The sequence below is a fragment of the Staphylococcus sp. FSL K6-0223 genome, from assembly GCF_038008285.1.
In genome coordinates this window covers 353,476-378,851 of record NZ_JBBOYX010000003.1, presented here as the reverse complement: position 1 = coordinate 378,851, position 25,376 = coordinate 353,476, and the positions used below count along the sequence as shown (strand labels likewise).

General features: G+C 33.0%; 26 protein-coding genes and 1 pseudogene. 13 read left to right on the top strand and 14 right to left on the bottom strand.

The features are described 5' to 3' along the window. Window positions 1-62: 62 nt before the first annotated feature. Window positions 63-593, bottom strand: a complete 531-nt coding sequence (locus MHI13_RS19190) for a hypothetical protein (protein ID WP_002432504.1) — start codon at window positions 591-593, stop codon at window positions 63-65. A 279-nt stretch (window positions 594-872) separates the two neighbouring features. On the opposite strand from MHI13_RS19190, the gene MHI13_RS19185 reads away from it, so the two are divergent. Together MHI13_RS19185 and MHI13_RS19180 are read left to right on the top strand one after the other, a co-directional pair. Further along, window positions 873-1,511, top strand: coding sequence for an HAD family hydrolase (locus tag MHI13_RS19185; protein ID WP_002432874.1), 639 nt, complete (start codon window positions 873-875; stop codon window positions 1,509-1,511). An 11-nt stretch (window positions 1,512-1,522) separates the two neighbouring features. Beyond that, a complete protein-coding gene (locus MHI13_RS19180; RefSeq protein ID WP_002453841.1) occupies window positions 1,523-1,711 on the top strand; it encodes a hypothetical protein in 189 nt (62 codons plus the stop codon). A gap of 131 nt (window positions 1,712-1,842) precedes the next feature. On the opposite strand, the gene MHI13_RS19175 is transcribed toward MHI13_RS19180, so the two are convergent. Further along, entirely contained in the window at window positions 1,843-2,028 is a 186-nt protein-coding gene (locus MHI13_RS19175; RefSeq protein ID WP_002432292.1) for a hypothetical protein, read from the bottom strand. Between the two features lie 2 nt (window positions 2,029-2,030). After that, window positions 2,031-2,384, bottom strand: coding sequence for a hypothetical protein (locus tag MHI13_RS19170; protein ID WP_002432865.1), 354 nt, complete (start codon window positions 2,382-2,384; stop codon window positions 2,031-2,033). Window positions 2,385-2,660: 276 nt separating this feature from the next. Here MHI13_RS19170 and MHI13_RS19165 point away from each other — a divergent pair, with 276 nt between their 5' ends. Next, a complete protein-coding gene (locus MHI13_RS19165) occupies window positions 2,661-4,079 on the top strand; it encodes an amino acid permease (RefSeq protein ID WP_002432870.1) in 1,419 nt (472 codons plus the stop codon). Window positions 4,080-4,169: 90 nt separating this feature from the next. Here MHI13_RS19165 and MHI13_RS19160 read toward each other — a convergent pair whose 3' ends face one another. From MHI13_RS19160 to MHI13_RS19140, 5 genes are all read right to left on the bottom strand, one after another. Then, window positions 4,170-5,042 carry a MurR/RpiR family transcriptional regulator gene (locus tag MHI13_RS19160; protein WP_023351272.1) on the bottom strand — a complete coding sequence of 291 codons (873 nt, stop codon included), beginning with the start codon at window positions 5,040-5,042 and terminating at the stop codon, window positions 4,170-4,172. Window position 5,043: 1 nt separating this feature from the next. Then, complete coding sequence (locus tag MHI13_RS19155; RefSeq protein ID WP_064210178.1) at window positions 5,044-6,486, bottom strand: PTS transporter subunit EIIC; 1,443 nt, start codon at window positions 6,484-6,486, stop codon at window positions 5,044-5,046. 12 nt (window positions 6,487-6,498) lie between these two features. Then, a complete protein-coding gene (murQ, locus tag MHI13_RS19150; RefSeq protein ID WP_002432576.1) occupies window positions 6,499-7,386 on the bottom strand; it encodes an N-acetylmuramic acid 6-phosphate etherase in 888 nt (295 codons plus the stop codon). After that, complete coding sequence (locus MHI13_RS19145; protein ID WP_064210179.1) at window positions 7,358-8,434, bottom strand: MupG family TIM beta-alpha barrel fold protein; 1,077 nt, start codon at window positions 8,432-8,434, stop codon at window positions 7,358-7,360. The genes murQ and MHI13_RS19145 overlap by 29 nt, the downstream gene beginning before the upstream one ends. Before the next feature lie 191 nt (window positions 8,435-8,625). Continuing rightward, window positions 8,626-8,964, bottom strand: coding sequence for a hypothetical protein (locus tag MHI13_RS19140; RefSeq protein ID WP_023351276.1), 339 nt, complete (start codon window positions 8,962-8,964; stop codon window positions 8,626-8,628). A 51-nt stretch (window positions 8,965-9,015) separates the two neighbouring features. On the opposite strand from MHI13_RS19140, the gene MHI13_RS19135 reads away from it, so the two are divergent. After that, window positions 9,016-9,762: a CPBP family intramembrane glutamic endopeptidase gene (locus MHI13_RS19135; protein WP_064210180.1), complete on the top strand. Its 747-nt coding sequence runs from the start codon at window positions 9,016-9,018 to the stop codon at window positions 9,760-9,762. Between the two features lie 22 nt (window positions 9,763-9,784). On the opposite strand, the gene MHI13_RS19130 is transcribed toward MHI13_RS19135, so the two are convergent. After that, entirely contained in the window at window positions 9,785-10,483 is a 699-nt protein-coding gene (locus tag MHI13_RS19130; protein WP_340761821.1) for a helix-turn-helix transcriptional regulator, read from the bottom strand. A gap of 466 nt (window positions 10,484-10,949) precedes the next feature. Between MHI13_RS19130 and MHI13_RS19125 the strand changes: the two genes are divergently transcribed. From MHI13_RS19125 to MHI13_RS19095, 7 genes and pseudogenes are all read left to right on the top strand, one after another. Beyond that, entirely contained in the window at window positions 10,950-11,738 is a 789-nt protein-coding gene (locus MHI13_RS19125; RefSeq protein WP_064210182.1) for an inositol monophosphatase family protein, read from the top strand. Between the two features lie 236 nt (window positions 11,739-11,974). Further along, on the top strand, window positions 11,975-12,925 hold the full coding sequence (locus tag MHI13_RS19120) for an LCP family glycopolymer transferase (RefSeq protein WP_002432962.1): 951 nt from the start codon (window positions 11,975-11,977) through the stop codon (window positions 12,923-12,925). Between the two features lie 290 nt (window positions 12,926-13,215). After that, window positions 13,216-15,994, top strand: a pseudogene (locus tag MHI13_RS19115) (molybdopterin-dependent oxidoreductase). Continuing rightward, window positions 15,994-16,461 (top strand): DUF1641 domain-containing protein, encoded by a 468-nt coding sequence (locus tag MHI13_RS19110; protein WP_002432356.1) that lies wholly within the window; start codon window positions 15,994-15,996, stop codon window positions 16,459-16,461. Before MHI13_RS19115 ends, MHI13_RS19110 begins: the two are co-directional and overlap by 1 nt. Before the next feature lie 168 nt (window positions 16,462-16,629). Then, window positions 16,630-16,851 (top strand): hypothetical protein, encoded by a 222-nt coding sequence (locus MHI13_RS19105; protein ID WP_002443867.1) that lies wholly within the window; start codon window positions 16,630-16,632, stop codon window positions 16,849-16,851. Between the two features lie 21 nt (window positions 16,852-16,872). Then, complete coding sequence (locus MHI13_RS19100) at window positions 16,873-17,646, top strand: N-acetylglucosaminidase (protein WP_002432770.1); 774 nt, start codon at window positions 16,873-16,875, stop codon at window positions 17,644-17,646. Window positions 17,647-17,789: 143 nt separating this feature from the next. Continuing rightward, window positions 17,790-18,914 carry an FAD-dependent monooxygenase gene (locus MHI13_RS19095; RefSeq protein ID WP_064210184.1) on the top strand — a complete coding sequence of 375 codons (1,125 nt, stop codon included), beginning with the start codon at window positions 17,790-17,792 and terminating at the stop codon, window positions 18,912-18,914. Between the two features lie 61 nt (window positions 18,915-18,975). Here the strand turns inward: MHI13_RS19095 and MHI13_RS19090 are convergent, their stop codons facing one another. From MHI13_RS19090 to MHI13_RS19070, 5 genes are all read right to left on the bottom strand, one after another. Beyond that, complete coding sequence (locus tag MHI13_RS19090; RefSeq protein ID WP_064210185.1) at window positions 18,976-19,935, bottom strand: 2-hydroxyacid dehydrogenase family protein; 960 nt, start codon at window positions 19,933-19,935, stop codon at window positions 18,976-18,978. Between the two features lie 138 nt (window positions 19,936-20,073). Next, a complete protein-coding gene (locus MHI13_RS19085) occupies window positions 20,074-20,388 on the bottom strand; it encodes a DMT family transporter (protein ID WP_002432642.1) in 315 nt (104 codons plus the stop codon). A gap of 2 nt (window positions 20,389-20,390) precedes the next feature. After that, on the bottom strand, window positions 20,391-20,720 hold the full coding sequence (locus MHI13_RS19080) for a DMT family transporter (RefSeq protein ID WP_002432921.1): 330 nt from the start codon (window positions 20,718-20,720) through the stop codon (window positions 20,391-20,393). A gap of 190 nt (window positions 20,721-20,910) precedes the next feature. After that, window positions 20,911-21,585 carry a CHAP domain-containing protein gene (locus MHI13_RS19075; RefSeq protein ID WP_064210186.1) on the bottom strand — a complete coding sequence of 225 codons (675 nt, stop codon included), beginning with the start codon at window positions 21,583-21,585 and terminating at the stop codon, window positions 20,911-20,913. Window positions 21,586-21,912: 327 nt separating this feature from the next. Next, complete coding sequence (locus MHI13_RS19070) at window positions 21,913-22,473, bottom strand: DUF4870 domain-containing protein (protein WP_064210187.1); 561 nt, start codon at window positions 22,471-22,473, stop codon at window positions 21,913-21,915. A gap of 351 nt (window positions 22,474-22,824) precedes the next feature. Between MHI13_RS19070 and MHI13_RS19065 the strand changes: the two genes are divergently transcribed. Together MHI13_RS19065 and nhaC are read left to right on the top strand one after the other, a co-directional pair. After that, window positions 22,825-23,895 (top strand): NAD/NADP octopine/nopaline dehydrogenase family protein, encoded by a 1,071-nt coding sequence (locus MHI13_RS19065; RefSeq protein WP_002432785.1) that lies wholly within the window; start codon window positions 22,825-22,827, stop codon window positions 23,893-23,895. A 65-nt stretch (window positions 23,896-23,960) separates the two neighbouring features. Continuing rightward, complete coding sequence (nhaC, locus tag MHI13_RS19060) at window positions 23,961-25,358, top strand: Na+/H+ antiporter NhaC (protein ID WP_002432773.1); 1,398 nt, start codon at window positions 23,961-23,963, stop codon at window positions 25,356-25,358. The last annotated feature ends 18 nt before the right edge of the window (window positions 25,359-25,376 follow it).

Here is a 25,376-nt window from a genome sequence, read left to right as displayed (position 1 = left end):
CTTCTTGAGATGTTTTATTGTCAAAAAAACCAGTGCTATTAACAACACTGGTCTTTAAATTATTATGAAATTCTAGCTTTATGAAGCATTTTGGCACGATAGCTTGCTGATAAAATATCTATATTACGTGTTGCAATTGTATGTAGCAATTGAGCGAATATCTCTGGAGAACATACGACACTTGCACAATTGTTATTCAATGTATAGTTTACATCGTGATGGTTAGCAAACATATTCATGATATCAATTACTTTGTCTTTAATGAAAGCATCTTGTAAACCATCGATAGCTAAATCAAAACGCTTGGCTGATTGATAGAGATGTTCTGAATCAAGAAGTTCATCGAAATGCTTAGGAGACAAAATTTGGTAAATAGAATAATTGTGGAAGCTCAAAAAGCTTATTAAATATGGTAACTGTTGCTTAGGTAAACTGACCTCAAGTGCAAACATGTTATTTTGTTTGAAAATCGAAAATTGAAATGACTCACAAAATTTTATTTCTTTACATAAATGAGTTAATTTTTTTCGCGTTGAGCGAGATTTCAAACCTGCAATATTGATAATGTAGGTTTCAAATTTATCAATCAACATGTTATGACCTCCCGTGAATTTGGCATATAACTGAAGCATACGATGTTCGTTTAAATAGATTGTACCACTCTTTTTTTATATAATCACTAAGACTTTTGAACGAAGTTAAAAACTTATTCTTTTGTAATCTTTTCTTTACAAAATATATAAAATGGTTTTAAGATTTAGTATAAAAAATACGCAAGTGCTTTAATAATGCTTATGACTATCTCGTCACGATAGTCATTTTTTTATGTTAATATGGGAAATAAATAGCTACATTTACAAGGAGAAAAATGAATGTACAGAGCAGTTATCTTTGATTTCGATGGAACAATTATCGATTCAGAACGTCATTTATTTGAGACAATAAATAAACATCTCAAATTTCATAAAGCTGAACCTATTTCAGTAGATTTTTATAGAGAATCTATCGGAGGGACAGCTACAGATTTACATCAACATCTCGAGCAGGCCATAGGCGCAGATAATAAAGAAAAAATATATCAAGAACATCATCAAACTAGTGGTGATTTGCCAATTATCAGTACAATCAAAGAGTTAATGGATTATCTTAAACAGCGTCATATACCTATGGCAATTGCAACTAGTAGTTATCGAGAAGATATATATCCAACATTTAAAAAGTTGGGTTTAGATAACTATATTGATGTCATTATTGGTAGAGAAGACGTTGATAACGTTAAACCAGATCCAGAACCTTATTTAATGGCTGTTCAAAACCTTAATTATAATCCAACAAATTGTTTAGCAATTGAGGATTCGTTGAATGGTGCTACAGCTGCTATGATGGCAGGATTAGATGTTGTCGTTAACACGAATTTGATGACAGCTGAACAGAATTTTTCAACTATTAATTACGTCGGAAAAGATATGTCGATTGAAGATATTGTGACATCTTTATTTGAGAAGAAATAGGAGGTATAAGCGTGGGTTACATTATACTTTTCTTTATAGCTGGTCCAATTATTTTAGCAATAGGGAATCTGGTACTTGGTCCTATTTTTAATAAACGTACACCATTTCATGTTCAAGTTAGATCATTCATAATTGGATCTATTGTTTATCTTTTACTTGCAACCATAGGATATTTTCTTTTATTGCAAGGAAAGCTTTAAAAGAATTATAAATTTTTTAGCAAATGATAATTTAACACTATTACGAAATCTTTTCTTAGTGGGATCTTAAATTAAAAAAGTCTATAAATGAATTTGGATAACTAAATTCATTTATAGACTTTTATTTTGTATTAACTATTCATTTTTAAAATTAATGTTATAGCGATGAGTACGATTAAAATTAAATCTATACCTACCATAATTGTGTATCGTGTAGGTTTCTGACCTTGATTTTTAGCTAATTTCATTGCTTGATAATTTGGTATCAAACTAATTACTAATAGTATGATAATGACTACACCTATAATTATTGTCATGATTACTTACCTCCATGATTTCCTATTGTTATAAGCTCCCATATAACGCCTGTTATAATTCCAATAACTAAACCACTAATGATTCCTATTTGAGGTGTGAAGAACAAAGCTCCAACTAATATACAAATTATAAGTGCTATTGGAATGGTTGTACCATAAATCATTTTTCGTTCTGGAGAACTTAGAATGGTAAAGGCAACTAAATAAAGAATGAAGAAGGCTACCGTAGCAAGAAGTGTTCGACCTACGACAGACATGATATCAGGTTGTTTCATAGTAAAATAATTAAGTAGGAAAAATATAATCATAAATATTAATGTAACTTTAAATGAACGATTAATGAGTGCCTTATTCATATCCGAACTCCTTAAACTATTTAGAAAAAGTATATCATACTCCATAATTCATTTAGAAAGAAAGTATATTATGTAATAAAAATGCAAATAGCTTTAATTTTCAGAAAAATATTCAAAATAGGTGTTTTCAAAAAACAAAAAGCTTGCTATGATACATGTGTAAGCGATTTCATTAAATTGTAAAAATTTTGTTTCAATTTCGTCAATTTGTAGTATAATTACGGAAATAAGATTATCATTAAAATAATAATCTAGATTTAGAGATGGGGTAAAGTTATGGAAAACAATGAATTACAAAGGGGACTAAGTGCACGTCAGATGCAAATGATTGCACTTGGGGGAACAATTGGTGTCGGTCTGTTTATGGGGGCAACAAGTACAATCAAATGGACTGGCCCATCAGTTATTTTTGCATACTTAATTGCTGGTATATTTTTATTCCTAATTATGAGAGCAATGGGGGAAATGATTTATCTTAATCCTACAACTGGATCATTCGCAACATTTGCAAGTGATTACATACACCCAGCAGCGGGTTATATGACGGCTTGGAGTAATATATTCCAATGGGTTGTAGTAGGGATGAGTGAAGTTATCGCAGTTGGTGAATATATGAACTATTGGTTCCCAAATTTACCAAACTGGATACCTGGTATCGTTGCAGTAGCATTATTAATGGGAGCAAACCTTGTTTCAGTTAAAGCCTTTGGGGAATTTGAATTTTGGTTTGCATTAATCAAAGTTATTACAATTATTTTAATGATTATCGCAGGTTTTGGCTTAATCTTATTCGGAATTGGTAATGGTGGTCATGCAATAGGGATTTCGAATCTATGGTCTCATGGTGGATTTATGCCTCATGGAATCGTTGGTTTCTTCTTCGCACTGTCAATAGTTATTGGATCTTATCAAGGGGTTGAACTCATTGGTATTTCTGCTGGAGAAACTAAAGATCCTCAAAAGAATATTGTTAAAGCAGTGAATGGAGTTATTTGGAGAATATTAATCTTCTATCTTGGTGCAATTTTTGTAATCGTTTCTGTTTATCCTTGGGACAAATTAGGTGACATAGGAAGTCCTTTCGTTGCGACATTTGCTAAAGTAGGGATTACTTTCGCAGCTGGTTTAATAAACTTTGTTGTATTAACAGCTGCTATGTCAGGTTGTAACTCAGGTATATTTAGTGCTAGCCGTATGATTTATACATTATCTAAGCAAGGACAAATGCCTAAGATTTTCTCGAAAGTATTAAAAAATGGTGTTCCGTTCTACACAGTACTTGCAGTATCAATCGGTATCTTAATCGGTGCATTACTAAACGTCATTCTCCCTTTATTTATTAAAGGTGCAGCAAGTATTTTCGTTTATGTTTATAGTGCATCTATATTACCAGGAATGATTCCTTGGTTTATGATTTTATTCAGTCATTTACGCTTTAGAAAGTTACATCCTGAAGAAGTTAAAAATCATCCGTTCAAAATGCCAGGAGGCGCATTTGCTAACTATCTTACAATAGCATTCTTAATTTTAGTCTTAATCGGTATGCTATTTAATAAAGAAACAGTTGTTTCTGTAGTTATTGGTATTGTGTTCCTAGCAGTTGTGACACTTTATTATTTCGTTCGTTATAATAAAAAGGATCAACAAGCTAAAAAAGCAGCATTAACTCAGAAAAACCAAAAAGGCTTAGAATAATAGCTATATATAGTTAAACAAAAAAGCGATTCGTTCATACACTCTAATATAAAGAAATTTAGAGTATGACGAATCGCTTTTTCTATTTATTTAATGTTTAAATTCAATATTTGATAAATGTTTACGGTAATTATCCAAAGCCATTTTAGATTGTGTTATAAAATCTAAGGATGATTGATAATTTAGAGCAATGTAACGATAATAAAGTACATCTATTGTAAACATTTGTGCAAACAATGAAGTCGTTGCACCCATGCGCATTTCATTTTCATCAGTTTGGCCGTAAGACAAGACGATATCTGAACGATTGGCTACTGGATTATCTTTCGTACTAGTAATAGTAACAACTGGTATATGATAGTCTGAAACAACTTTGGCTATTGAACGCATTTCACTTTGCATACCATTGTTTGTAATAAATACGACGCAGTCTTTAGCATTATGTGTCGCTAACATAGTCGTGAAGATATGTGTTTCCTGTACCAATTGTATATTTAAACCAATGCGAGATAATTTTTGATATAAATCTGTAGCCACTACAAATGAAGCACCATAACCATAGATGAAAATGGTTTCTGCACATTTAAATAAATCACAAATTCGGTCTATCGTCTTATCGTCAATTTTTTCATTGGCGTTGTTAAGCGCACCTTTAGCACGAGAGTGCATTTTCTTTTTGAGAGAATCTGTATTTTCATTGTCTACAAGTTCAACATTGTATACAGATGCTTCTTTAGGCAGAAATTTAGATAAACCAATTTTAAGTTCGTGAAAGCCACCTTCAGTTATTTTCTTACTAAACCTTATTATAGAGGAGGGGCTGGTATCTAAAACTTCTGCTATATCTTGAGAATTCATATTAACTACCTTATGAGGTGAGTTGAGTATGAATTGAGCTATCTTTTTTTCATTTTTAGTTAGGTAGGGGTACTGGTTGTCAATTTCATTTAAAATGTTTGGCAATTTAATCACCCATTTGATCAGAATTTCTCATTTCTTTAGTCGTGCCAAAGAAATAAGTGAAAATGAAACCTCCAGCGTAAGCAGCAAGTAAACCTGCAATATAACCGAGGTACATATGATTATCTATTAACGGTAAAAGAGAAATACCACTAGGCCCTACAGCTGTAGCACCGATATGACCAATACCACCAACAACAGCGCCACCAATACCGCCGCCAATACAAGCTGTAAAGAATGGTCGACCTAATGGTAATGTGACTCCGTAGATTAAAGGTTCTCCAATACCTAAGAAACCAACAGGTAGAGCACCTTTTAAAGTATTACGTAATTTAGTATTTTTACGACATCTAACCCATAAAGCTAATGCGGCACCGACTTGTCCAGCACCAGACATAGCTGCAATAGGTAACAGATAAGTAGAACCCGTTTTATTAATTAATTCGATATGAATTGGTGTGAAAATATGATGCAATCCTAGCATGACTAGTGGTAAGAAGAAAGCACCAATGATGAAACCACTAAATATGCCTCCTACACCAATAATCCAGTTAATGACATGCACCAATCCATCAGATATAAAGCCAGCAACTGGCATTATAATAAACAATGTTAATAAACCAATAATTAATAATGAAATAGTTGGAGTTACAATAATATCGATAGCATTTGGGACTATTTTATGTAATCTTTTTTCAATTAAACTAAGCAACCATACTGCAAATATAACGCCAATAATTCCACCTTGACCAGCGACGAGGTGTTCACCAGTAAAGATATTTTTAATTGGGTTTTCATCAGTTATACCAGTAAGTAAGGTTGCACCACCAATTACACCACCTAATCCAGGCGTAGCGCCGAACACCTTCGCTGCATTGATTCCAGTAAAGATAGCTAAGTAGGCGAGCATCCCATCTTTAATGACACTCAGCACTGAAACAACTTGTTTAAGCCAATATCCAGATAGAGTTCCAGCTGTTAATAAGTTATTCAGTATCGCTGCTATACCACCTATTAACCCGGCACCTATAAATGCTGGGATTAAAGGTATGAAAATATTAGCAATGGACTTTAAAACTTTATTCCATTTACTTTGTTTGCGATGACTTTGAAAATTCTGTTTATTTTGTCGTGCTTGTTCTTCAGCTTGCGCTTTATAGCTTTTATTTTCAGTATGAGAAGTATCATCATCTAAAGGTGCGCCACTTGTTTCAGACATATAATTTGCAACTTTGTTAACAATGCCTGGTCCAACTACAACTTGGAGGCGTTCATCTTCAACAACACCTAAAACACCATCAATACTTTTCAATTCATTGTAATTAACTTTATCGTAATCATGAATTTTAATTCGAACACGAGTCATACAATGAATAATATTATCAATATTATGATTACCACCAACGGCGTTAGTGATATCTTTAGCAAGACGTTCTTCTTTGTTCATGGAAACTCCCCCTTAAACGTTGATGGCTTGCTTGATCACTCCATTACTTTTATATAAACGCGTCTCAGCGTCTTCTTTAGTTGTATTACATAAATACATGACAACTGCTGTTTTAATATGATTTCCCGCTTCTTCATACAATGTTTGTGCAGCTTGTTCATCTAAATCACATATATCTTGAATAATGGTGATAGAACGATTGACCAATTTTTTATTCGTAGGTCGTAAATCCACCATTAAGTTATCATATACTTTTCCGACCCCAATCATTGTCATTGTAGAAATCATATTTAATATGAGTTTTTGAGCAGTGCCAGATTTTAAACGAGTAGATCCTGTTAAAACTTCAGGTCCTACATTAACTTCTAAAATATGCTCTGCACAAGCACTAATTTCACTATTTGTATTACACGAAAGAGCAACAGTATCAGCATGAATATCGTTTGCATAAGTGAGGGCGCCTTTGACGTAAGGTGTGCGACCACTTGCAGATATTCCAATAACAATATCATTATCATTTAGCTGAATATTTTTTAAGTCTTGTGCGCCTTGCTCGCTATCATCCTCAGCCCCTTCTACTGCGACGGTCATCGCTTTTTGACCACCAGCAATAATACCAACGACCTCTTCAGGACGTGTATTAAAAGTTGGTACACATTCAGCAGCATCTAAAACGCCAAGACGTCCACTTGTACCAGCGCCTATATAGATTATTCTTCCTCCACGATTAAAACGTTGGATAGCACTAGTTATAACCTGTGATAACTGAGGAATCACTTGTTCAATGGCTTTTGGTACTTTTTGATCCTCACGATTTATTGTTAGTAGTGCATCTTGAATAGTCATTTCATCTAAATGCATCGTTTGAGTGTTACGAGTTTCTGTTGTTAAACGATTCATTGTCATTCTCCTTCGTAAATGTAAATTTAAAAGTATCTCCAGGCTGAATCAGTGTTAATAATTGAAGATCTTCATCGCTCACTGTTGCAATATGGTTAATATGAGAATGTCCTTTGAGTGGTGTTTTAACGACTTGAATTTCACCTTCATATCGACCATTTAGTTGGTTATCTACAGTGATATCCCCAATGTCTCTTTCACTTATTCCTATAGGATTTATAGGAGTATCATTGTTAACACGTGAATATTGAGAACGTATGATATGCTCTGGTGCGTCAATGCGCGATGTATGTGTTCTTAAGATTCTCTCAGAAAATGATGGATCCAAGTCTTTAAGCTTGAGCGTAAAATGTCGACGATGCATCATATCAGACAATTGTTGAGCAATTAATAAATTGATTGCTGTGTCACCGATAATAACATGAGAGATATCTAGAGATTGTAATTCATGCGTAGCAACTAAAGGATGTGATGAACGATGTGACTCAACTGTTGGTAACCCTTTATGTAAAGGGCCTCTTAGCTCTGTTCCTGGTATAAAGGCATATATTTTTGCATGTTTATCGTAAGTTTTAATAAGTTGATTTTTATATTCAATGAAAGAATGTGAAAGACCTGTATCAGGTCGTGGATAATAATTGTGACAGTATAATAGTTGAGACTGATAATCTTGTTTATAAATGCGCTTCAACATATCTTCTGTGATATTACTCGCATTAAGACAGCATTGGAAACCATGACTTTGAACTTCATGGATGAGTTCAACATCCAATTGATCATCAATACGTATAGAAAATGCCCCATGTGGCAATTGATTTAAATAACTGTAAAGCGTTGGATTAAGTAAAGAAGGATTAACATCAATGATATAAGTGATATTATATGATGAAAGAAGCTGACATAATTCCCCAAAATATGACAACTGATGTTGCTTGTTTTCTTCAGGGATTTGTAAAGATGTAAAGATCACATCATAACCCATAGAAGCCATGTTAAGAATATACTCTTTATCTAAAGCATTTCCTAAATAAACTGAGAAGCCAAGCACATCTAACACTCCTTTTAAATACTTAATCAGTACGATTATAACGCTATTATTAAACGTTTACAATTTGAGGTATTTTTTGAATAATATAATATTAAAATTTAAAGCACATGATGTTTTAAGTTACATGAAATTTAAATAAGTGCAATGTATCGAAACGTTGATAAACGAAATTAAAGATAAATTTATAATAATTAGGAAGTCGAAGGTTTGATTTTTAAAAGTTGTTCATGTAATAAAAGTTGTTTGATATGAATATAAAAAAGCATGTCTCCTTGTTTGATTGGTATAAGAGGGTGTTTTGATAAATGAAGAATGACATAATAGTAAGATGTTAATTCTGGTGTGGTACTTAATATTGATTTATGCGATTCTATCCAAATTTTTTCAACTTCTACTTCTTGATTAAATACGTTCAAAGTTTCTTCAAATTTGTTATGATGATTGAGTACATAATATTTAGCATTTTCAGTCAAAGAGAGCAATTTTATAATTCGTTGTTCAATGTGTCGTGTGATTTCTAAATAATTCATAATTCCTCCAATAAATTTTAAAAATGATTGAGTAATAGAAAGGAAACGTCTATGAGGCAGAAAGAAGTTAAGAAAAAATATAAATTTAGTGATATTGCGTGGAGAGATTTAAGTCTAATTGCAGTAGTATTGGTGGGACTTTTTCTATTTAGCGTTGCAGGTATGGCGCTAGGTGCGCTTTTTCTAAAACATATGTCACAGTTACAATTAGCGATGATTAGTACATTAGCGCAGTTAATGGCTTATGTTGTTGTGATATTTGTATTTTACTTTTTACACATCCATACATTTGGAGAGAGGTTTAAAAAAGGTTTACAATATTTGAAACGACGATGGTTCATTATTATTATCGCTTTTTTATTGGCGTATGGTTTGTCTAGTTTATATGAATGGTTAATGCAGTTTTTACCTAAGCATCTACAATATTCTGATACGCAAAATGAGATGGCTTTAGATCAATTGTTCAAAGTACATGCATTTATACCTTTCGCGTTTTTATTAATCGTGATTGTAGGACCTATCGTTGAAGAATTAGTGTTTAGACACATACTAATAGGAGAGTTAGGAAAGAAGTTTAATTTTATTATAATGGGGATTATATCAGCTGTATTATTTACTTACATACATGTAACTGATGCGAAATCACCGTTTGAATTCGGAGCATATTTTATTTTAGCCATTGCTTTAGTCTCTGTGTATTTAGTTTCAAAGAGAAATTTGGCAGCATCGATTAGCTTGCATATGTTAAATAATCTAGTGTCATTTATCTATACTCTATGGTCAATATTTTATAATTAGTTTAAAACCCAGCTGATTCACATTAACTGTTTATGTCAGCTGGGTTTAAAAATTGCTGATAGTTATCTATTGAGATATCTTGAGTTTTAATAGTTTTTTCGAATGAGTAAGAAATATCGTGTATGTCCATGATTGATAATTCACGTGTATGACCACGACCTATATCAAAGATCACTGCATGCCATTGACCATCCTTACACAATAAACCTATAAAAATAACATTTTCAGCATGTGTTTTTCCTTCTTCTTGATAATCAACAAGCATGACATTTCGTTCTGTACAGTATATTAATATATCCGAAAATAGTTGTGGTAATGAGTAATTATTACTATCTTCAAATTTAATATAATAATCCATCTTTTTTAATAGCTTACGTAATCGCGTTTGAGGTAAACCTAAACATTGTTTAATAATGGCTTGAATTTCTGTTTGATAAGGTAGAGTAGAATAAGACTGACTTTCATTTAGTGTAAGAAACAACGCTGACAGTTGATTTTCTGTTAAAGATAAAGAAATTTTTGATTGAGCATTTTTAATTTGATAACCACCGAGTTTACCGTGTTGTGCGTACACTTTTACACCTTGTTCTTCTAAATCATCAATATCCCTTAAAATAGTACGTTTCGAAACTTTAAATAGTTTTGCAAGTTGTGAAGCGGTCATTTTATCTGAATTTTGTATAGACTGAATGATTTGATTTTGGCGTTCTAATTTATTCAATGAAAGTCACCTCCATAAACATTACATATTACATTTATTATAACATATAAGCGACAATGATGACATTTTCTTATTTTTGGTCGGTACAAAAGTGTAAAATTTCTTATTTTTCTTTTAGAAAACGCTTACAATATAAAAATCATTATGTTACTATAATATTTGTAACAGGGGGAGCGATTAGACAAAGGGGTAGAGCTATATAACAGATAGCTGTGTAATCGTTCGAGTTACATCAAAACATCTTCAATATTTATTACTTACTTTCCTTTCTATTTGTCGGCTAGCTCGTGACTAGCCGATTTTTTCTTTTTTAAAAACTTATTAATTATTATTCCAAAATCTTGATGACTTCGTATAAAATAAATATAAGTAAATAGAGAGATTTCGATAATTAAAGTTTACTTATAATATATAACTGATTTATTAATTCTACATAAATTTATTTTATTTGGTGGTGAAACATAGGATGACAGAAAGTTTAAAGCAGATTGATCGTTTAATTTGTGATTGGTTAAAAATTGTTGATGATATTTTACCGCGTCTTATTCAAGAGATGCATACAGATACCAAAAAGGATCGTTTTGATTTAGTTACTAACGTAGACAAACAGATTCAAGACCATTTTCAAACATTCTTGTCAAATCAATTACCTGGGCATCTACTATTAGCTGAAGAAAAAAATAATGATGATATTGATCCTTATCATGGACATGTTTGGATTATGGATCCTATTGATGGAACGGCTAACCTTGTAAAGCAACAAGAAGATTATTGTATTATACTAGGATACTTTGTGGATGGAGAGCCAAAACTATCTTATATCTACGATTATCCTCATAATAAATTATATAAAGCAATAGCAGGTGAGGGAGCATATGAGAATGATTTACCGATGTTAAAGCCTGCAACACTAACCATTGAAGATGCAATATTGTCGTTTAACCCACATGTTTTAAATGATAGAACGATAAACGCACTTTTCCAAACTTCATTTAGTTATCGAATTATTGGTTCATGTGGTTTAGATTCAATTAGGGTCATTAAAGGTCAATTCGGCGCTCACATGAATACGAATCCTAAACCTTGGGATATAGCCGCTCAGTTTCTTTTTGCGCAAGAACTTAATTTGAAAATGACTAGCTTAGATGGTGGCAAAGTTGATTTTGGTAAGGGTGGCCCTTTTATAATTAGTAACCCTGGTTGTCATCAAGATGTACTGGATATTTTGAATAGCGGTAATGGTTATCAAAAATAAGTACAATTATATTAATATAATTGTATAAGTGAATTGTTAATGTCGGAGCCTTAGAAAGAGTTTCTTTTTAAGGCTTTATTATTGTCCTCAATTATAATTATGTGAGTTAAAATTCACTTTTAAGTTATTCGGAATGTATAAATGAATAGGTCTACAGATGTATAGTAAATAATTTATTTTATAATATAATTATCTATGGAATATGAATATGAAATAAATGTAAAGGAGTGGTAGGAGTGAAACGTTCAGATAAAAGAAAAATGAGCCTGCCAACTAAAATTTTACTTTGGATAGTAGGAGTATTATTTTTACTCGCTGTTATTGCAGTAATATACATCTGTGCCAAGATATTTATTACAGGGGATAAGATACATAATCCTCTAAATAGAAGCCATTCAGAGTTACGCTCAGGAAAGGTTAATTTAAAAGAAGGGGACCCTTTCACAATTGCATTATTTGGTGTGGATTCAGATGCGGAGCGAAAACATCAAGGTGGTGGAGAGCGTAGCGATACCATTATGATTTTATCAATTAATCCTAAAGAGAAAAAAACAGAACTCGTTAGTATTCCTCGTGATACTCAAGCTCAAATTGTAGGACGAGGTACGACAGAAAAAATTGCTCATGCCTATGCTTACGGAGGACCCAATATGGCGGTAAATTCTTTAGAGAAATTAATGAATGTACCAATTGACCACTATGCAACAATTGATATGGATGGATTACACGATATGATTGATACTTTAGGTGGTGTGGATGTGGTAAGTAATGACACTTTCACAATTAGTGGTTTACATTTTGTAAAAGGGCAAAAAACACATGTTGATGGGGATGCTGCAATGAGATTTATACGTAGCCGCAAGGAAGAAGGTGCTGGTGGGGACTTTGGTAGACAAGAACGCCAACAACTTGTACTTGAAGCTATGGCTAATAAAATGACAAGTCCAACATCAATAACACATTTTAATTCATTAATGAGCGAAATACAGCAAAATGTTAAAACTGATTTATCATTAAGTGATCTGAATCTTGTCAGAAAAAATTATAAAGATGCTAACGATAACGTAAACCGTCATCAACTTGACGGAGAAGGTGGTATTCAAAGTGATGGTTTATATTACTTTGTCCCAAGTGATGCTTCTAAAAATAGCAACACGCAACTACTAAGAGATAATTTAGATTTATAAACTGTATTTGAGCACTGTGAGAACCATTCTCACAGTGTTTTTGTGTTTATAATGTATTTTTACAAGGTATATAAGTATTAAATGTAATAAGTAAAAGGATCATTAATTGATAATGATTTTCAAATAAGTAATTTATGAATATAAATTATTTATAAACACTTAACTTTTTGCAATTAAAGTAATACAATTTAGATAATTCTATCTTGAAATATATGTGGGGTATTTTTCAGATAGATCTAGCTAACATGAAAAGTCTATTACGGTAAAATTAATATAAATGGGGTGAGCCTATGCAAGAACATTTGGTAGTCACACTTGATGGCACAGATTATCTTGTCGAACCAGGCACAAATTTACTTGAGTTTATCCGGTCTCGAGATACTTTCGTTCCAGCGATTTGCTACAATGAATCGATGGGGCCAATTCAAACATGCGATACATGTATGGTTGAAATTGATGGAGAAATTGCGCGTGCATGTGGCACAACAATAGACCGTCCAATGAATGTAAAAACAGATAACAACGATGTTAAATCAAGTCAAAAAGAAGCATTAGATCGTATTTTAGAAAAACATATGCTTTATTGTACGGTATGTGACTATAATAATGGAGACTGTGAAATCCATAATACTATGGATGAGTGGGGCATCCAGCATCAAACATATGAATATAAAGAAAAACCTTATGAGAAAGATTATGGTCCATTCTATCGTTACGACCCAGACCAATGTATATTATGTGGTCGTTGTGTTGAAGCCTGCCAAGACATAGAAGTAAATGAAACAATAAGCATTGATTGGGATCGTGAACATCCACGTGTCATTTGGGATAATGATGTACCAATTAATGAATCTTCGTGTGTATCATGTGGTCAATGTGCAACAGTATGTCCATGTAATGCCATGATGGAAGTGAATATGGAAGGCAACGTTGGTTACATGACTGATACTGAGCCAGGGTCACTTGTAGCAATGATCGACTTAATCAAAAAATCTGAACCAGGATATGGTCCATTATTGGCACTTTCTGACTCAGAATCTGAAATGCGTAAAGAACGTATAAATAAAACAAAAACAGTATGTACATATTGTGGTGTAGGTTGTTCATTTGAAGTTTGGACAAAAGATAGAGAAATTTTAAAAGTTCAACCATCTCATGATTCTCCTGCTAATAAAATTGCATCATGTGTTAAGGGTAAATTCTCATGGGGGCACATCAACTCTGATCAACGTATTACTAAGCCATTAGTAAGGAAAGATGGTGCTTTCCATGAAGTAGAATGGGAAGAAGCACTGCAAGTGATGGCAGATAACTTTAACAATATTAAAGATCAACACGGTGCAGATAGCTTGTCATTTATTTCATCTTCTAAAGCGACGAATGAAGAGTCATATTTAATGCAAAAATTTGCTCGACAAGTGATAGGAACAAATAACGTAGATAATTGTTCACGTTATTGCCAAGCACCAGCTACGAAAGGTTTGACTCGTACAGTAGGAATCGGCGGCGACGCTGGTGGTATTGATGATTTAGAAAAGGCAGCTATGACAGTGTTGATTGGTACAAATACTGCTGAAGCACATCCTGTCATTGCTTCAAGAATGAAACGTGCTCAAAAATTATTCGGTCAAAAATCTCATGTCTTTGATATTAGAAAACATGAAATGGCTGAACGTGCAGATGAATTTTATCAACCCAAACCAGGTACTGATTTAGTATGGTTAGGCGCGGTAACAAAGTATATTATCGATAATGATTTACATGATAAGGCATTCTTAGACGAATGGGTCGATTATTTTGATGAATATTATAAATCATTAGAACCATTCACAATGGAGTTCGCTGAAGAAACAACAGGTATTCCAAAAGAACGATTAATTAAGTTCGCTCATGAAGTTGCGAAAGCTGAATCAGTTGCAATCTGCTGGGCGATGGGTATCACGCAACAAGACATCGGTAGTGATTCTAGTACAGCTATTTCTAATTTATTACTTGTAACTGGAAATTATAGAAAGCCTGGCGCTGGAGCATATCCTCTACGTGGTCATAATAATGTACAAGGTTGTAGTGATATGGGTAGTATGCCTGACCAATTCCCTGGTTACCAGCTTGTTACTGATGATGAAATTAGACTTCATGGTTGTACAAGATGAATTCTTAACATTCACTGCTACTTATGCTGATGTGGTATTACCTGCAAGTCCTTCTCTAGAAAAAGATGGTACATTTACCAACACGGAACGTCGTGTGCAACGTTTATATAAAGCGTTAGATTCACTGGGGGATTCTAAACCTGACTGGGAAATCTTCCAACTTGTTGCTAATAAATTAGGCGCAGATTGGGATTATAGTCACCCTGGAGAAGTGATGGATGAAATCGCTCGACTTACTCCGTCATATGCAGGTGTAAGCTACGACCGTTTAGAAGGTTTTAATAGTCTTCAATGGCCTGTAGATAAAGATGGTAAAGATTCTCCAATTCTTTATTTAGATGGATTTAACTTTGAAAATAAAAAGGCAAAGCTTTATCCACTAACATTTGATAATTTCTTCAAAGAAGATGAAGTTTATGATATTCATGTTAATAATGGTCGTTTACTTGAACATTTCCATGAAGGTAACATGACTTATCAAACTGAAATGATTAGATATAAAGTACCACATCCATTTGTTGAGATTTCACCAGAACTAGCACAAGATCGTGATATACATGAAGGTGCTGAAATCAAATTGATTTCAGAAACTGGTGAAGCAACGTTGGTAGCTCATATTACAGATAGAGTGAAAGGCAAAGAAATCTATATTCCACTAAATAATGACGCTTTAGAAAATGGAGATATGGGAGCAATTAACTTACTCACAAATAGTGATGTAGATAAATACACTGATACGCCGTCATACAAGCGAACAAATGCACGCATGGAGGTTATATCTAAACGTGGTAAGTCACCATTAAATCCAACTAACTTCCGTGTTGATAAACATCGTCATCCTCAATATAGTGTTCAAGTACAGAAAAAATGGAATCGTTCTGATTACGTATTCCCAGGGAAGCAGAGTGATAAATAATGGCTGAAAGAATTACTGAAATTAAACGTCTAAAAAAGTCACCTGAGCAAATAAAGAATGAAAATTTAAACGAAGTCCTTGATGCTATTGCAGAGAATAAAGATAGCATTCTTAAAGCAATCCGTTTAATTCATACTTTAGATGAAGCGAAAATTTTAGATGCACTCAATGGTGGATTTAAAGCACGACAAGTAATTATCAATAAGTTTGCAGTGGAGTTAAATAAGGATATTTACACAGGATTATTATCTAATATGGCACAAATGGTCTTTTTACTTGGTGACTTAAATGTGAAAGATTTAAGTGAAATGCTTAATCGTCTTAACAAAGGTCTTCATGTTGCAAACCAAGCAAGTCCTAATGCACGTACATCTATTAGAAACTTAATGGGTATCCTTAAAGATGACGACATGAATCGTAGTTTAACTTACATGCTTAATTTACTTAAGGGCATGTCACGAGAATAAAATCATATCAATGATTATGTGAGCATAGGGGCGAAGAAGCATTCTATAATGACTTCCGAGCCTCTATTTTAATATCGCATATCTATAAATTTTCATGTATGATGAAATGTATATTGAAAAGTTTAAATAAAGGAGTGAAGTCGTATCAATCCTAATATTTTGAAAGCCATGGCAATCACTTCCAATGTCTTATTAGTTATTGGTATTGTATTTCTAATTATGCTAAAACTTATGCTTGCAATAGCATTCTTCGCAGTATCTTTAGCTATTAGTCTAGTCATATTTAATGTCATGTTTAGAGATCGCACAGGTATGAAGATTGCAATCAATGTATCATTCTTTATTGTTGTCATTGCAATTGTTATCGCATATTTCGTTTTATCAAAATAAAGCTTTGGGAGTTAGATAACAATGAAGAATACTAGATTTCGTATAACGACAATCTTAATAATTGCTATTTTAGTAATATTTGGAATTCTATTCCTCATTTTTGATACTAATCTTTTCAAAAATGATATCAAATATACTTTCAATGAAGCTGTAGAAAGACAGATAGGTGAAGGTACGCTAAATACTAAAGAAAGAGATGGAAAGTTTGTCAATGCGAAAGAAAAAGATGTTGAACAAGCCATGAGTATTAGCCATGGAGACAATCCGTTGAAATATATGGATATTTCTGAAAAAGTGCCTATGTCTGAATCAGAAGTCAATCATATTTTAAAAGGTAAAGGTATCCTTGAAGATCAAGGCCATACCTTTATAAAAGCTCAAGATAAATATGAAGTTAATATTATTTACTTAATAAGTCATGCATTAGTAGAAACTGGGAACGGAAAATCAGAACTTGCTAAAGGCGTTAAGGATGGAAGTCATAGATACTACAACTTTTATGGCATTGGCGCTTTCGATGAAAATGCTGTCCATACTGGTAAAAGCTATGCTAAACAACAATCATGGACTACACCTAGTAAAGCAATTATGGGTGGCGCATCTTTCGTACGTAATCATTATTTTGAAAATAATCAACTTAATTTATATCAAATGCGTTGGAATCCACAGAATCCTGGGCAACACCAATATGCGAGTGATATTAAGTGGGTAGACAATATTGCTGATATGATGAAAAAATATTATGACAACTTTGGTATTAAAAAAGAAAATATACGAAAAAAATACTATAGATAGCAATGAGGTTAGCACATGGTCATCAATGTCGCTAACCTTATTTAGATATGTAAAATTTACCATTAAAAGTGTGACGACAAACTTTTAAACAACTAAACATATGATAAAATATTAACGAATGATAAATTTGAGGTGTAAAAACAATGAAAGTTGCAATTGTAGGTGCAGGAATTGGTGGTTTGACTGTCGCTGCATTATTAGAAGAGCAAGGTCATGAAGTGAAAATTTTTGAGAAGAATAATTCAATTAGTGAAGTGAGTGCAGGGATAGGAATAGGGGATAATGTACTAAAAAAATTGGGTAATCATGATCTTCAAAAGGGCATTAAAAACGCTGGTCAAAATCTAACAGCTATGAATGTATATGATGAACGTGGGCGCGAATTAGTGTCCGCTAAATTAAAAAATAATACTTTAAATGTAACGTTAGCGCGTCAAACTTTAATAGATATTATTCAATCATATGTTAAGTCTTCTTCAATATATACTAATCATTTAGTGACTGGTTTAGAACAAACAAATTCTAAAGTAACAGTTCACTTTTCAGCACAAGAAAGTGAAGCATTTGATTTGTGTATCGGAGCAGATGGCATTCACTCAAATGTAAGGGAAGCTGTTGGTGCCTCTACCAAGTTGATTTATCAGGGCTATACTTGCTTTAGAGGGATCGTTGATGATGCCAATCTTAAAGATGAACATGTAGCTAATGAATATTGGGGTGCAAAGGGAAGAGTTGGTGTTGTTCCATTATTAAATAACCAAGCTTATTGGTTCATTACGGTTCCAGCTAAAGAAAGGGATCCTAAATATCAAACATTTGGTAAACCGCATTTACAAGCATATTTTAATCATTTTCCAAATGAAGTACGACAAATACTTGATAAGCAAAGTGAGACGGGCATATTATTAAATGACATTTATGATATGAAACCTTTAAGAACCTTTGTATATGGAAGAACAATTTTATTAGGAGATGCTGCCCATGCTACTACGCCAAATATGGGGCAAGGTGCTGGACAAGCGATGGAAGATGCAATCGTTTTAGTCAATTGCTTGGAAGCTTATGATTTCGACAAAGCACTTGAACGATATGATAAATTACGTGTTAAACACACTGCCAAGGTAATTAAGCGATCAAGAAAAATTGGAAAGGTTGCACAGAAACGTAATAAATTAGTTGTGAACATACGCAATTCAATTATGAAAATGATGCCTAACGCATATGCGTCATCACAAGCAACATTTTTATATAAATCAAAAGAAAAATAATTAAAGGTGAGCGGACGACATTAAATGTTCCGCTCACCTTTTGTACGTTTAGAGTGATAAATTATTTACGATTTACGACGAATTGTGGTTCTTCACCATTTAATTTTTTAATTGCATCGTTAGCAACGATTTTAGCCATCATATCTCTAGCTTCATATGTCGCATTACCGATATGTGGTGTAAGAACAATATTTTTAAACGATTTGAGCTCATCTGTTATCTCAGGTTCGAACTCATATACATCTAGGGCAGCGCCTTCGATTTCTTTATTTTCAAGCGCTTGTACAAGTGCTTGTTCATTGACGATAGGTCCTCGACCAGCGTTAACTAGATATGCTGTGGATTTCATCTGTTTAAATTGTTCACTATCAATTAAATGATGAAGATCAGGGTTATAAGCCGCATTAATAGTAATGAAGTCTGCATTCTCTAATAAAGTATCTAAATCTACATATTTAGCACCGATTTCTCTTTCTTTTTCTTCTTTACGGTGTGGGCCTGTATATAATACATCCATATCAAATGCACGTGCACGTTTGGCAACAGCACCACCAATTTCTCCTAAACCAATAATTCCAATTGTCTTGCCTGAAACTTCTCTTCCACGGAAAAATAGAGGCGCCCAGCCGTCAAAGCCTTTAGTTCTTGATAATTCATCACCTTCAACAATTCGACGGGCAACGCTAAGTATCAAGCCAATTGTTAAATCAGCAGTGGCATTTGTGGATGCTTTAGGTGTGTTAGTCACATCAATATCTTTTTCTCTCGCATAATCGACATCAACATTGTTGAAACCAGCGCCATAGTTAGTAATAATTTTAAGATTTTTACCGCTATCTATCACGTCTTTATCCACATTAGTAGAGAGTAAACTTACTAAAGCAGTGGCATCTTTAACGCCTTCTTTTAAAGTTTCTTTATCAATAATTCCCTCGCCATCGTACATCTCAACTTCAAAATGTTCTTTCAATAAGTTTAATCCTACTTCAGGAATTGCGCCTGCGATATATACTTTTTTCACAATTATCACTCCTTCTTTATTAATAGTATAGTAAAAGAAGAAAGCGCAAACAATAGAAAGCGTTCAGCCACCTCAGGATTAAAATAGCTTGGCTAATGGCAGTATATAAGATTCTTATGAGCTATTTCACTATATAAATTAGCCAATCAAACGTAATCCGACTACAGCTACAAGTATCATTAAAATGCAAATAATTCGACTAAAGTGTTTCGATTCTTTATAAAATAACATGCCGATTATGGTACCGCCTGCGGTTCCTATACCTGTCCAAATAGCATAAGCTGTGCCCATAGGTATTTCATGCATTGCAAGTTTTAAAGTGCTAAAGCTTAAAATAAAGGCAAGGCCAAGTAATATGATGAATAATTTATTCTGTGTACGTGATAATTCATTCAGTAGTACCACACCGAGTATTTCTAAGCTTCCGGCTATTAAAAGAAAAATCCACGCCATCGTTATTGACCTCCTTCTTCATTTTCATTAGTAGTGAGTTTTAAGCCTATAATACCTGCAATAAGAATTATGATTAATATAAGCTTGGTAGGTGTAAAGGGTTGATTGAAGAAAATCATATCTACAAGTACCGTACCTACAGCACCTATACCTACAAAAAAAGCATAGACGGTACCTACTGGTAAATGCTTAGATGCATCAATGACAAGATAGAAACTGAGGGCAATAAAAAAGAGGGTAACAACCCAACTTAATAAAGAATGCGCATTATCTAATCCTGTAACCCAGATGATTTCTACAAATCCAGCTATAATTACCTTTAGCCATTGCATTATCAATTGCCTCCAATTTAAAGTGATATCACTATTTTCTCAAATAAGTGATAGTGTAGCAATATTTAAAAATTGACGTAGTAGTTAAGTATTAATTTAGTATATTGAATTAAAAACCCGTCAAGTTACTTAGATATAAATCGCAACTTTGACGGGAGTTAGAGCTATAAGATAGTTGAAAATATAGTGTTTAGTCGAGGTGAATGTAATTGTAAGAACTTGCTTCACTAGATGAGATTGTACGTGTATCTACAACGTATGGTCCACCATTATAATTCATTTCTGATACAGTAACTGAACCATCACTACCAACACTCTCTACATAAGCAACATGTCCATATGCACCTGCAGATGATTGAAGAATTGAGCCTTTTTCTGGAGTATGATTAACAGTATAACCAGCTGATTGAGCTGATGTTGCCCAGTTATTTGCGTTACCCCAAGTTGAACCTATCTTACCTCCAACTTTATCATAAACATACCAAGTACATTGACCAGCTGTATATAAGTTTCCTGAAGAAGACGTTGTCTTAGTTGACGTAGTAGATGAGCTGCTTGAATTAGAGCTTGATGAGGAGTTTAAGTCAGCTGATGTTGTAATTGTATTTTTAAAAGTGTGTGTGCGTGTATTTTGATTTAAGCTATGCTGATCCTTGTAGTAGTTAAATGGACGTTGAGGGTGATAGTTAAAATGCTTCAAGTGATTATTATGTTCTTGAAAACCATTGTTCATGGGATGGTGAGAATGTTGATTCCACTGTTGATTACCATGACTATTTTCTGCAGCATGTGCGTTTGTCGTAGTTCCAAATAAAGATGCACCAATACCTGCTGTTAATGTAGTAATTGTAACTAATTTTTTCATAATTAAAAGTCCTCCCAAAAATAAAACATTCATATGATATATCTTAAAGGTGTAGCGACCAATGAGTAAGAATATATCATTTTATGTTATTTATTCGTCATCTTTGACGACACAACAACTCTAACAAAATATTTTATGTTTGTGATTGATGTTACGCTTTCGTAAACCAATTAAAAAAACCTTGACCATCGTTGTAATAAACGTTAGTCAAGGTTACAGTGTGTTACAAAACTTCAATGAAGCACTGCTCTTAAAATTAAATAGGTTTTGTTGTTTAAAAACTTAAGCTTTTGTTACAGGTTATTGTAATAAAATAAGACCTAACTTTTATTTTATGATAGGGAGGCTGAATGGTATTTTATAGGTTTTACCTGAAAAATACTTAACGCACCCAATAATAGTACATACTATACTAATAATTGATAAAACAAGTAAGGCAAGAGTGAGAATTAACATACAAATTAATGCAAAAATTTGAATACCTGTATTATTATCACTCAAGGTTGATATGAAAAGAAAGCCATAGACTAAAATCACTGCAACTACAGAATATATAAAATAAGAAATGTAGTAATTTAGATATGTCTTTCCAGCTGTATCTATAAGTTTAGAATCTTTTCGTTTTACTAACCATATGACAAGTGGACCAATAAAACTTGTAAATAAACCTAATAGATAAATTAACATTGACATTAATCGCTCGTCTTGCTCTTCATCTTTTGCGATTTGATTGTTTTCTTGTGAAGTATACTGATTGCTTCTATTATATTGTTGGTAATCACTATTTTGAGTAGATTGGTTTCGTTCACTATTTAAGTTTTGAGATGACATTTGACTTTCTGAAGTTGTTTCTGAATGATCAAAACGATGATTTTCACTATTATTCATAATGAATAGCCTCCGAATTTATTATTTATATACATAATACACTTATTACTATATCAAAATAAAATATATTATTAAATGATAAATTTAAATTTTCAACTTTAAATATTGAATAAGTTTAAAAAATGGTTTATTCGGTTATATAGTATTGTTATTATACAGAAGAAGTCATGTTTTTGAGTAAGTGAATGGCTTTGACTCATACTTATTAAACACGTTATTTATAGTTATCGCGGGGCGGGCCGCAGAATTCTTCCTATACGATTGATGAATTCAGACCCACTCCTTTTTTATTGGATTATTTAAATTAACAAACATGAACGCAACTATTTTAATGAAGAAAGAAGGAAAATTATGAAAATAGCTATTGTAGGTTCAGGTAATGGTGCAGTAACTGCGGCTGTCGATATGGTAGACAAAGGTCATGACGTAAGATTGTATTGTCGTAACGAGTCAATTGAAAAATTTAATGCTGCTTTCGAAAAAGGCGGTTTTGATTTTAATAATGAAGGACAAGAAAAATTTATACCTTTCACAAATATTAGTGATGATATTGAATATGTTCTAGAAGATGCAGATATCGTTCAAGTCATTATTCCATCATCCTTTATTGAATATTATGCTAAAGTCATGTCTCATTTTGTGACAGATAAACATCTTATCTTTTTCAACATAGCTGCTTCTATGGGATCTATTCGTTTTATGAACGTTTTAGAGGATCGTCACATTGATGTACACCCTAATTTTGCTGAAGCCAACACGCTTACTTATGGTACACGTGTTGATTTTGAAAATGCGCGAGTAGATTTATCACTTAATGTACGTAGAGTATTTTTCTCAACATTTGATAGAAGTGAATTAAATGATAGTTACGAAAAAGTATCACAAATTTATGAATATCTAGTTAAAGAGGAAAGTCTGTTAAAGACAAATCTAGAGAATGGTAACCCAGAAGTACACCCGGGTCCTACTTTACTAAACGTAGGTCGAATAGATTATGCTGAGAATTTCTCATTATATAAAGAAGGGATAACTAAACATACAGTTCGATTATTACATGCGATTGAACTTGAACGATTGAATTTAGGGAGAAAATTAGGGTTTGAGTTATCTACAGCAAAAGAATCTCGTATTCAAAGAGGTTATTTAGAACGACAAGATGAAGATGAACCTTTAAATCGTCTATTTAATACGAGTCCAGTATTTTCTAAAATACCGGGACCTAACCATGTAGAAAATAGATATTTAACTGAAGATATCGCTTATGGATTAGTCTTATGGTCTAGTTTAGGGAGAGTTATAGATGTACCAACACCTAATATTGATGCGGTTATAGTTATCGCATCAACAATTCTCGAACGAGACTTCTTTGAAGAAGGGTTGACAATAGAAGAATTAGGTTTAGAAAAATTAGATTTAGAATAAAAATTTAATCACAAGTTTACGAAAAGAGGTTTTGCATCAAAAAACTGCTGAAGGGAGCATTTAATATGACGCATAAGTATAGGAAACCCACATTTTTGGAGTCCTTATCTACGATTATATTTATGGTAATAGTGGTAGTAATAGGATTTATCTTCTTTAATATACCTATTCAGATATTATTATTAATATCATCAGCTTATGCTGCATTTATTGCATATCGAGTTGGGTTAAGATGGGAAGATTTAGAAGAAGGTATAACTAAGAGGCTTACTACAGCTATGCCTGCTATTTTTATCATTTTAGCCGTAGGGATTATAGTTGGCAGTTGGATGTTTTCTGGAACAGTGCCAGCATTGATTTATTATGGCTTAAAGTTCTTAAATCCGAGTTATTTTTTAGTTTCTGCATTTATCATTAGTGCAATTACTTCGGTCGCTACAGGTACAGCTTGGGGGTCAGCATCCACAGCAGGTATAGCATTGATTTCAATTTCAAATCAGTTAGGCGTAGCGCCTGGTATGGCTGCAGGTGCAATTATTGCAGGCGCAGTGTTTGGCGATAAAATGTCGCCTTTATCAGATACAACTAATTTAGCCGCATTAGTTACTAAAGTGAATATCTTTGCTCATATCAAATCAATGATGTGGACAACAATTCCTGCATCCATCATTGGCATGATTGTGTGGTTCTTTGCGGGATTGCATTCAAAAGGTCATACGAATCCTAAACAAATACAGACATTACTCCATGAGTTAGATAAAGTTTATAACATTAATTTAATTGTATGGATTCCTTTAGTTGTAATTGCGGTTTGTTTATTTCTAAGAGTCTCTACAGTACCTTCCATGCTCATTTCTAGTTTAAGTGCTTTAATTGTTGGAACATTTAATAATCATTTCAATATAGTTGATGGTTTGAAAGCAATGTTTGAAGGTTTTAATCATAGTATGGTAAATCAATCACACTTATCTAAGAATGTGACCACTTTAATAGAACAAGGTGGTATGATGAGCATGACAGAAATTATTGTTACTATTTTTTGTGGCTATGCCTTTGCAGGTATTGTAGAAAAAGCAGGATGCTTAGATGTCATGTTAAATACTGTATCTAAAGGTGTAAAATCAGTTGGAACTCTTATACTTATTACAGTGGTTTGTAGTTTGATGCTTGTTTTTGCAGCAGGTGTTGCTTCTATTGTAATTATCATGGTTGGTGTGTTAATGAAAGAAATGTTTGAAAAGATGAATTTATCAAGATCGGTATTATCTCGAACACTTGAAGATTCAAGCACTATGATTTTACCACTTATTCCATGGGGAACTTCAGGTATATATTATTCACACCAATTAAATGTGTCAGTAGGAGATTTCTTTATTTGGACAGTACCTTGTTACTTGTGTGCACTAATAGCAATTACTTACGGTTTTACAGGTATAGGTATAAAGAAATTAAATAAAAGTTAAGTTTAATATTTTTACAGA

Excerpts from the sequence above, each read along its gene's own strand:
- MHI13_RS19190 (WP_002432504.1), bottom strand. The coding sequence starts at position 593 with ATGTTGATTGATAAATTTGAAACCTACATTATCAATATTGCAGGTTTG.
- MHI13_RS19185 (WP_002432874.1), top strand. The coding sequence starts at position 873 with ATGTACAGAGCAGTTATCTTTGATTTCGATGGAACAATTATCGATTCA.
- MHI13_RS19175 (WP_002432292.1), bottom strand. The coding sequence starts at position 2,028 with ATGACAATAATTATAGGTGTAGTCATTATCATACTATTAGTAATTAGT.
- MHI13_RS19170 (WP_002432865.1), bottom strand. The coding sequence starts at position 2,384 with ATGAATAAGGCACTCATTAATCGTTCATTTAAAGTTACATTAATATTT.
- MHI13_RS19165 (WP_002432870.1), top strand. The coding sequence starts at position 2,661 with ATGGAAAACAATGAATTACAAAGGGGACTAAGTGCACGTCAGATGCAA.
- MHI13_RS19155 (WP_064210178.1), bottom strand. The coding sequence starts at position 6,486 with ATGAACAAAGAAGAACGTCTTGCTAAAGATATCACTAACGCCGTTGGT.
- murQ (WP_002432576.1), bottom strand. The coding sequence starts at position 7,386 with ATGAATCGTTTAACAACAGAAACTCGTAACACTCAAACGATGCATTTA.
- MHI13_RS19140 (WP_023351276.1), bottom strand. The coding sequence starts at position 8,964 with ATGAATTATTTAGAAATCACACGACACATTGAACAACGAATTATAAAA.
- MHI13_RS19135 (WP_064210180.1), top strand. The coding sequence starts at position 9,016 with ATGAGGCAGAAAGAAGTTAAGAAAAAATATAAATTTAGTGATATTGCG.
- MHI13_RS19125 (WP_064210182.1), top strand. The coding sequence starts at position 10,950 with ATGACAGAAAGTTTAAAGCAGATTGATCGTTTAATTTGTGATTGGTTA.
- MHI13_RS19110 (WP_002432356.1), top strand. The coding sequence starts at position 15,994 with ATGGCTGAAAGAATTACTGAAATTAAACGTCTAAAAAAGTCACCTGAG.
- MHI13_RS19105 (WP_002443867.1), top strand. The coding sequence starts at position 16,630 with ATGGCAATCACTTCCAATGTCTTATTAGTTATTGGTATTGTATTTCTA.
- MHI13_RS19100 (WP_002432770.1), top strand. The coding sequence starts at position 16,873 with ATGAAGAATACTAGATTTCGTATAACGACAATCTTAATAATTGCTATT.
- MHI13_RS19095 (WP_064210184.1), top strand. The coding sequence starts at position 17,790 with ATGAAAGTTGCAATTGTAGGTGCAGGAATTGGTGGTTTGACTGTCGCT.
- MHI13_RS19085 (WP_002432642.1), bottom strand. The coding sequence starts at position 20,388 with ATGGCGTGGATTTTTCTTTTAATAGCCGGAAGCTTAGAAATACTCGGT.
- MHI13_RS19080 (WP_002432921.1), bottom strand. The coding sequence starts at position 20,720 with ATGCAATGGCTAAAGGTAATTATAGCTGGATTTGTAGAAATCATCTGG.
- MHI13_RS19075 (WP_064210186.1), bottom strand. The coding sequence starts at position 21,585 with ATGAAAAAATTAGTTACAATTACTACATTAACAGCAGGTATTGGTGCA.
- MHI13_RS19070 (WP_064210187.1), bottom strand. The coding sequence starts at position 22,473 with ATGAATAATAGTGAAAATCATCGTTTTGATCATTCAGAAACAACTTCA.
- MHI13_RS19065 (WP_002432785.1), top strand. The coding sequence starts at position 22,825 with ATGAAAATAGCTATTGTAGGTTCAGGTAATGGTGCAGTAACTGCGGCT.
- nhaC (WP_002432773.1), top strand. The coding sequence starts at position 23,961 with ATGACGCATAAGTATAGGAAACCCACATTTTTGGAGTCCTTATCTACG.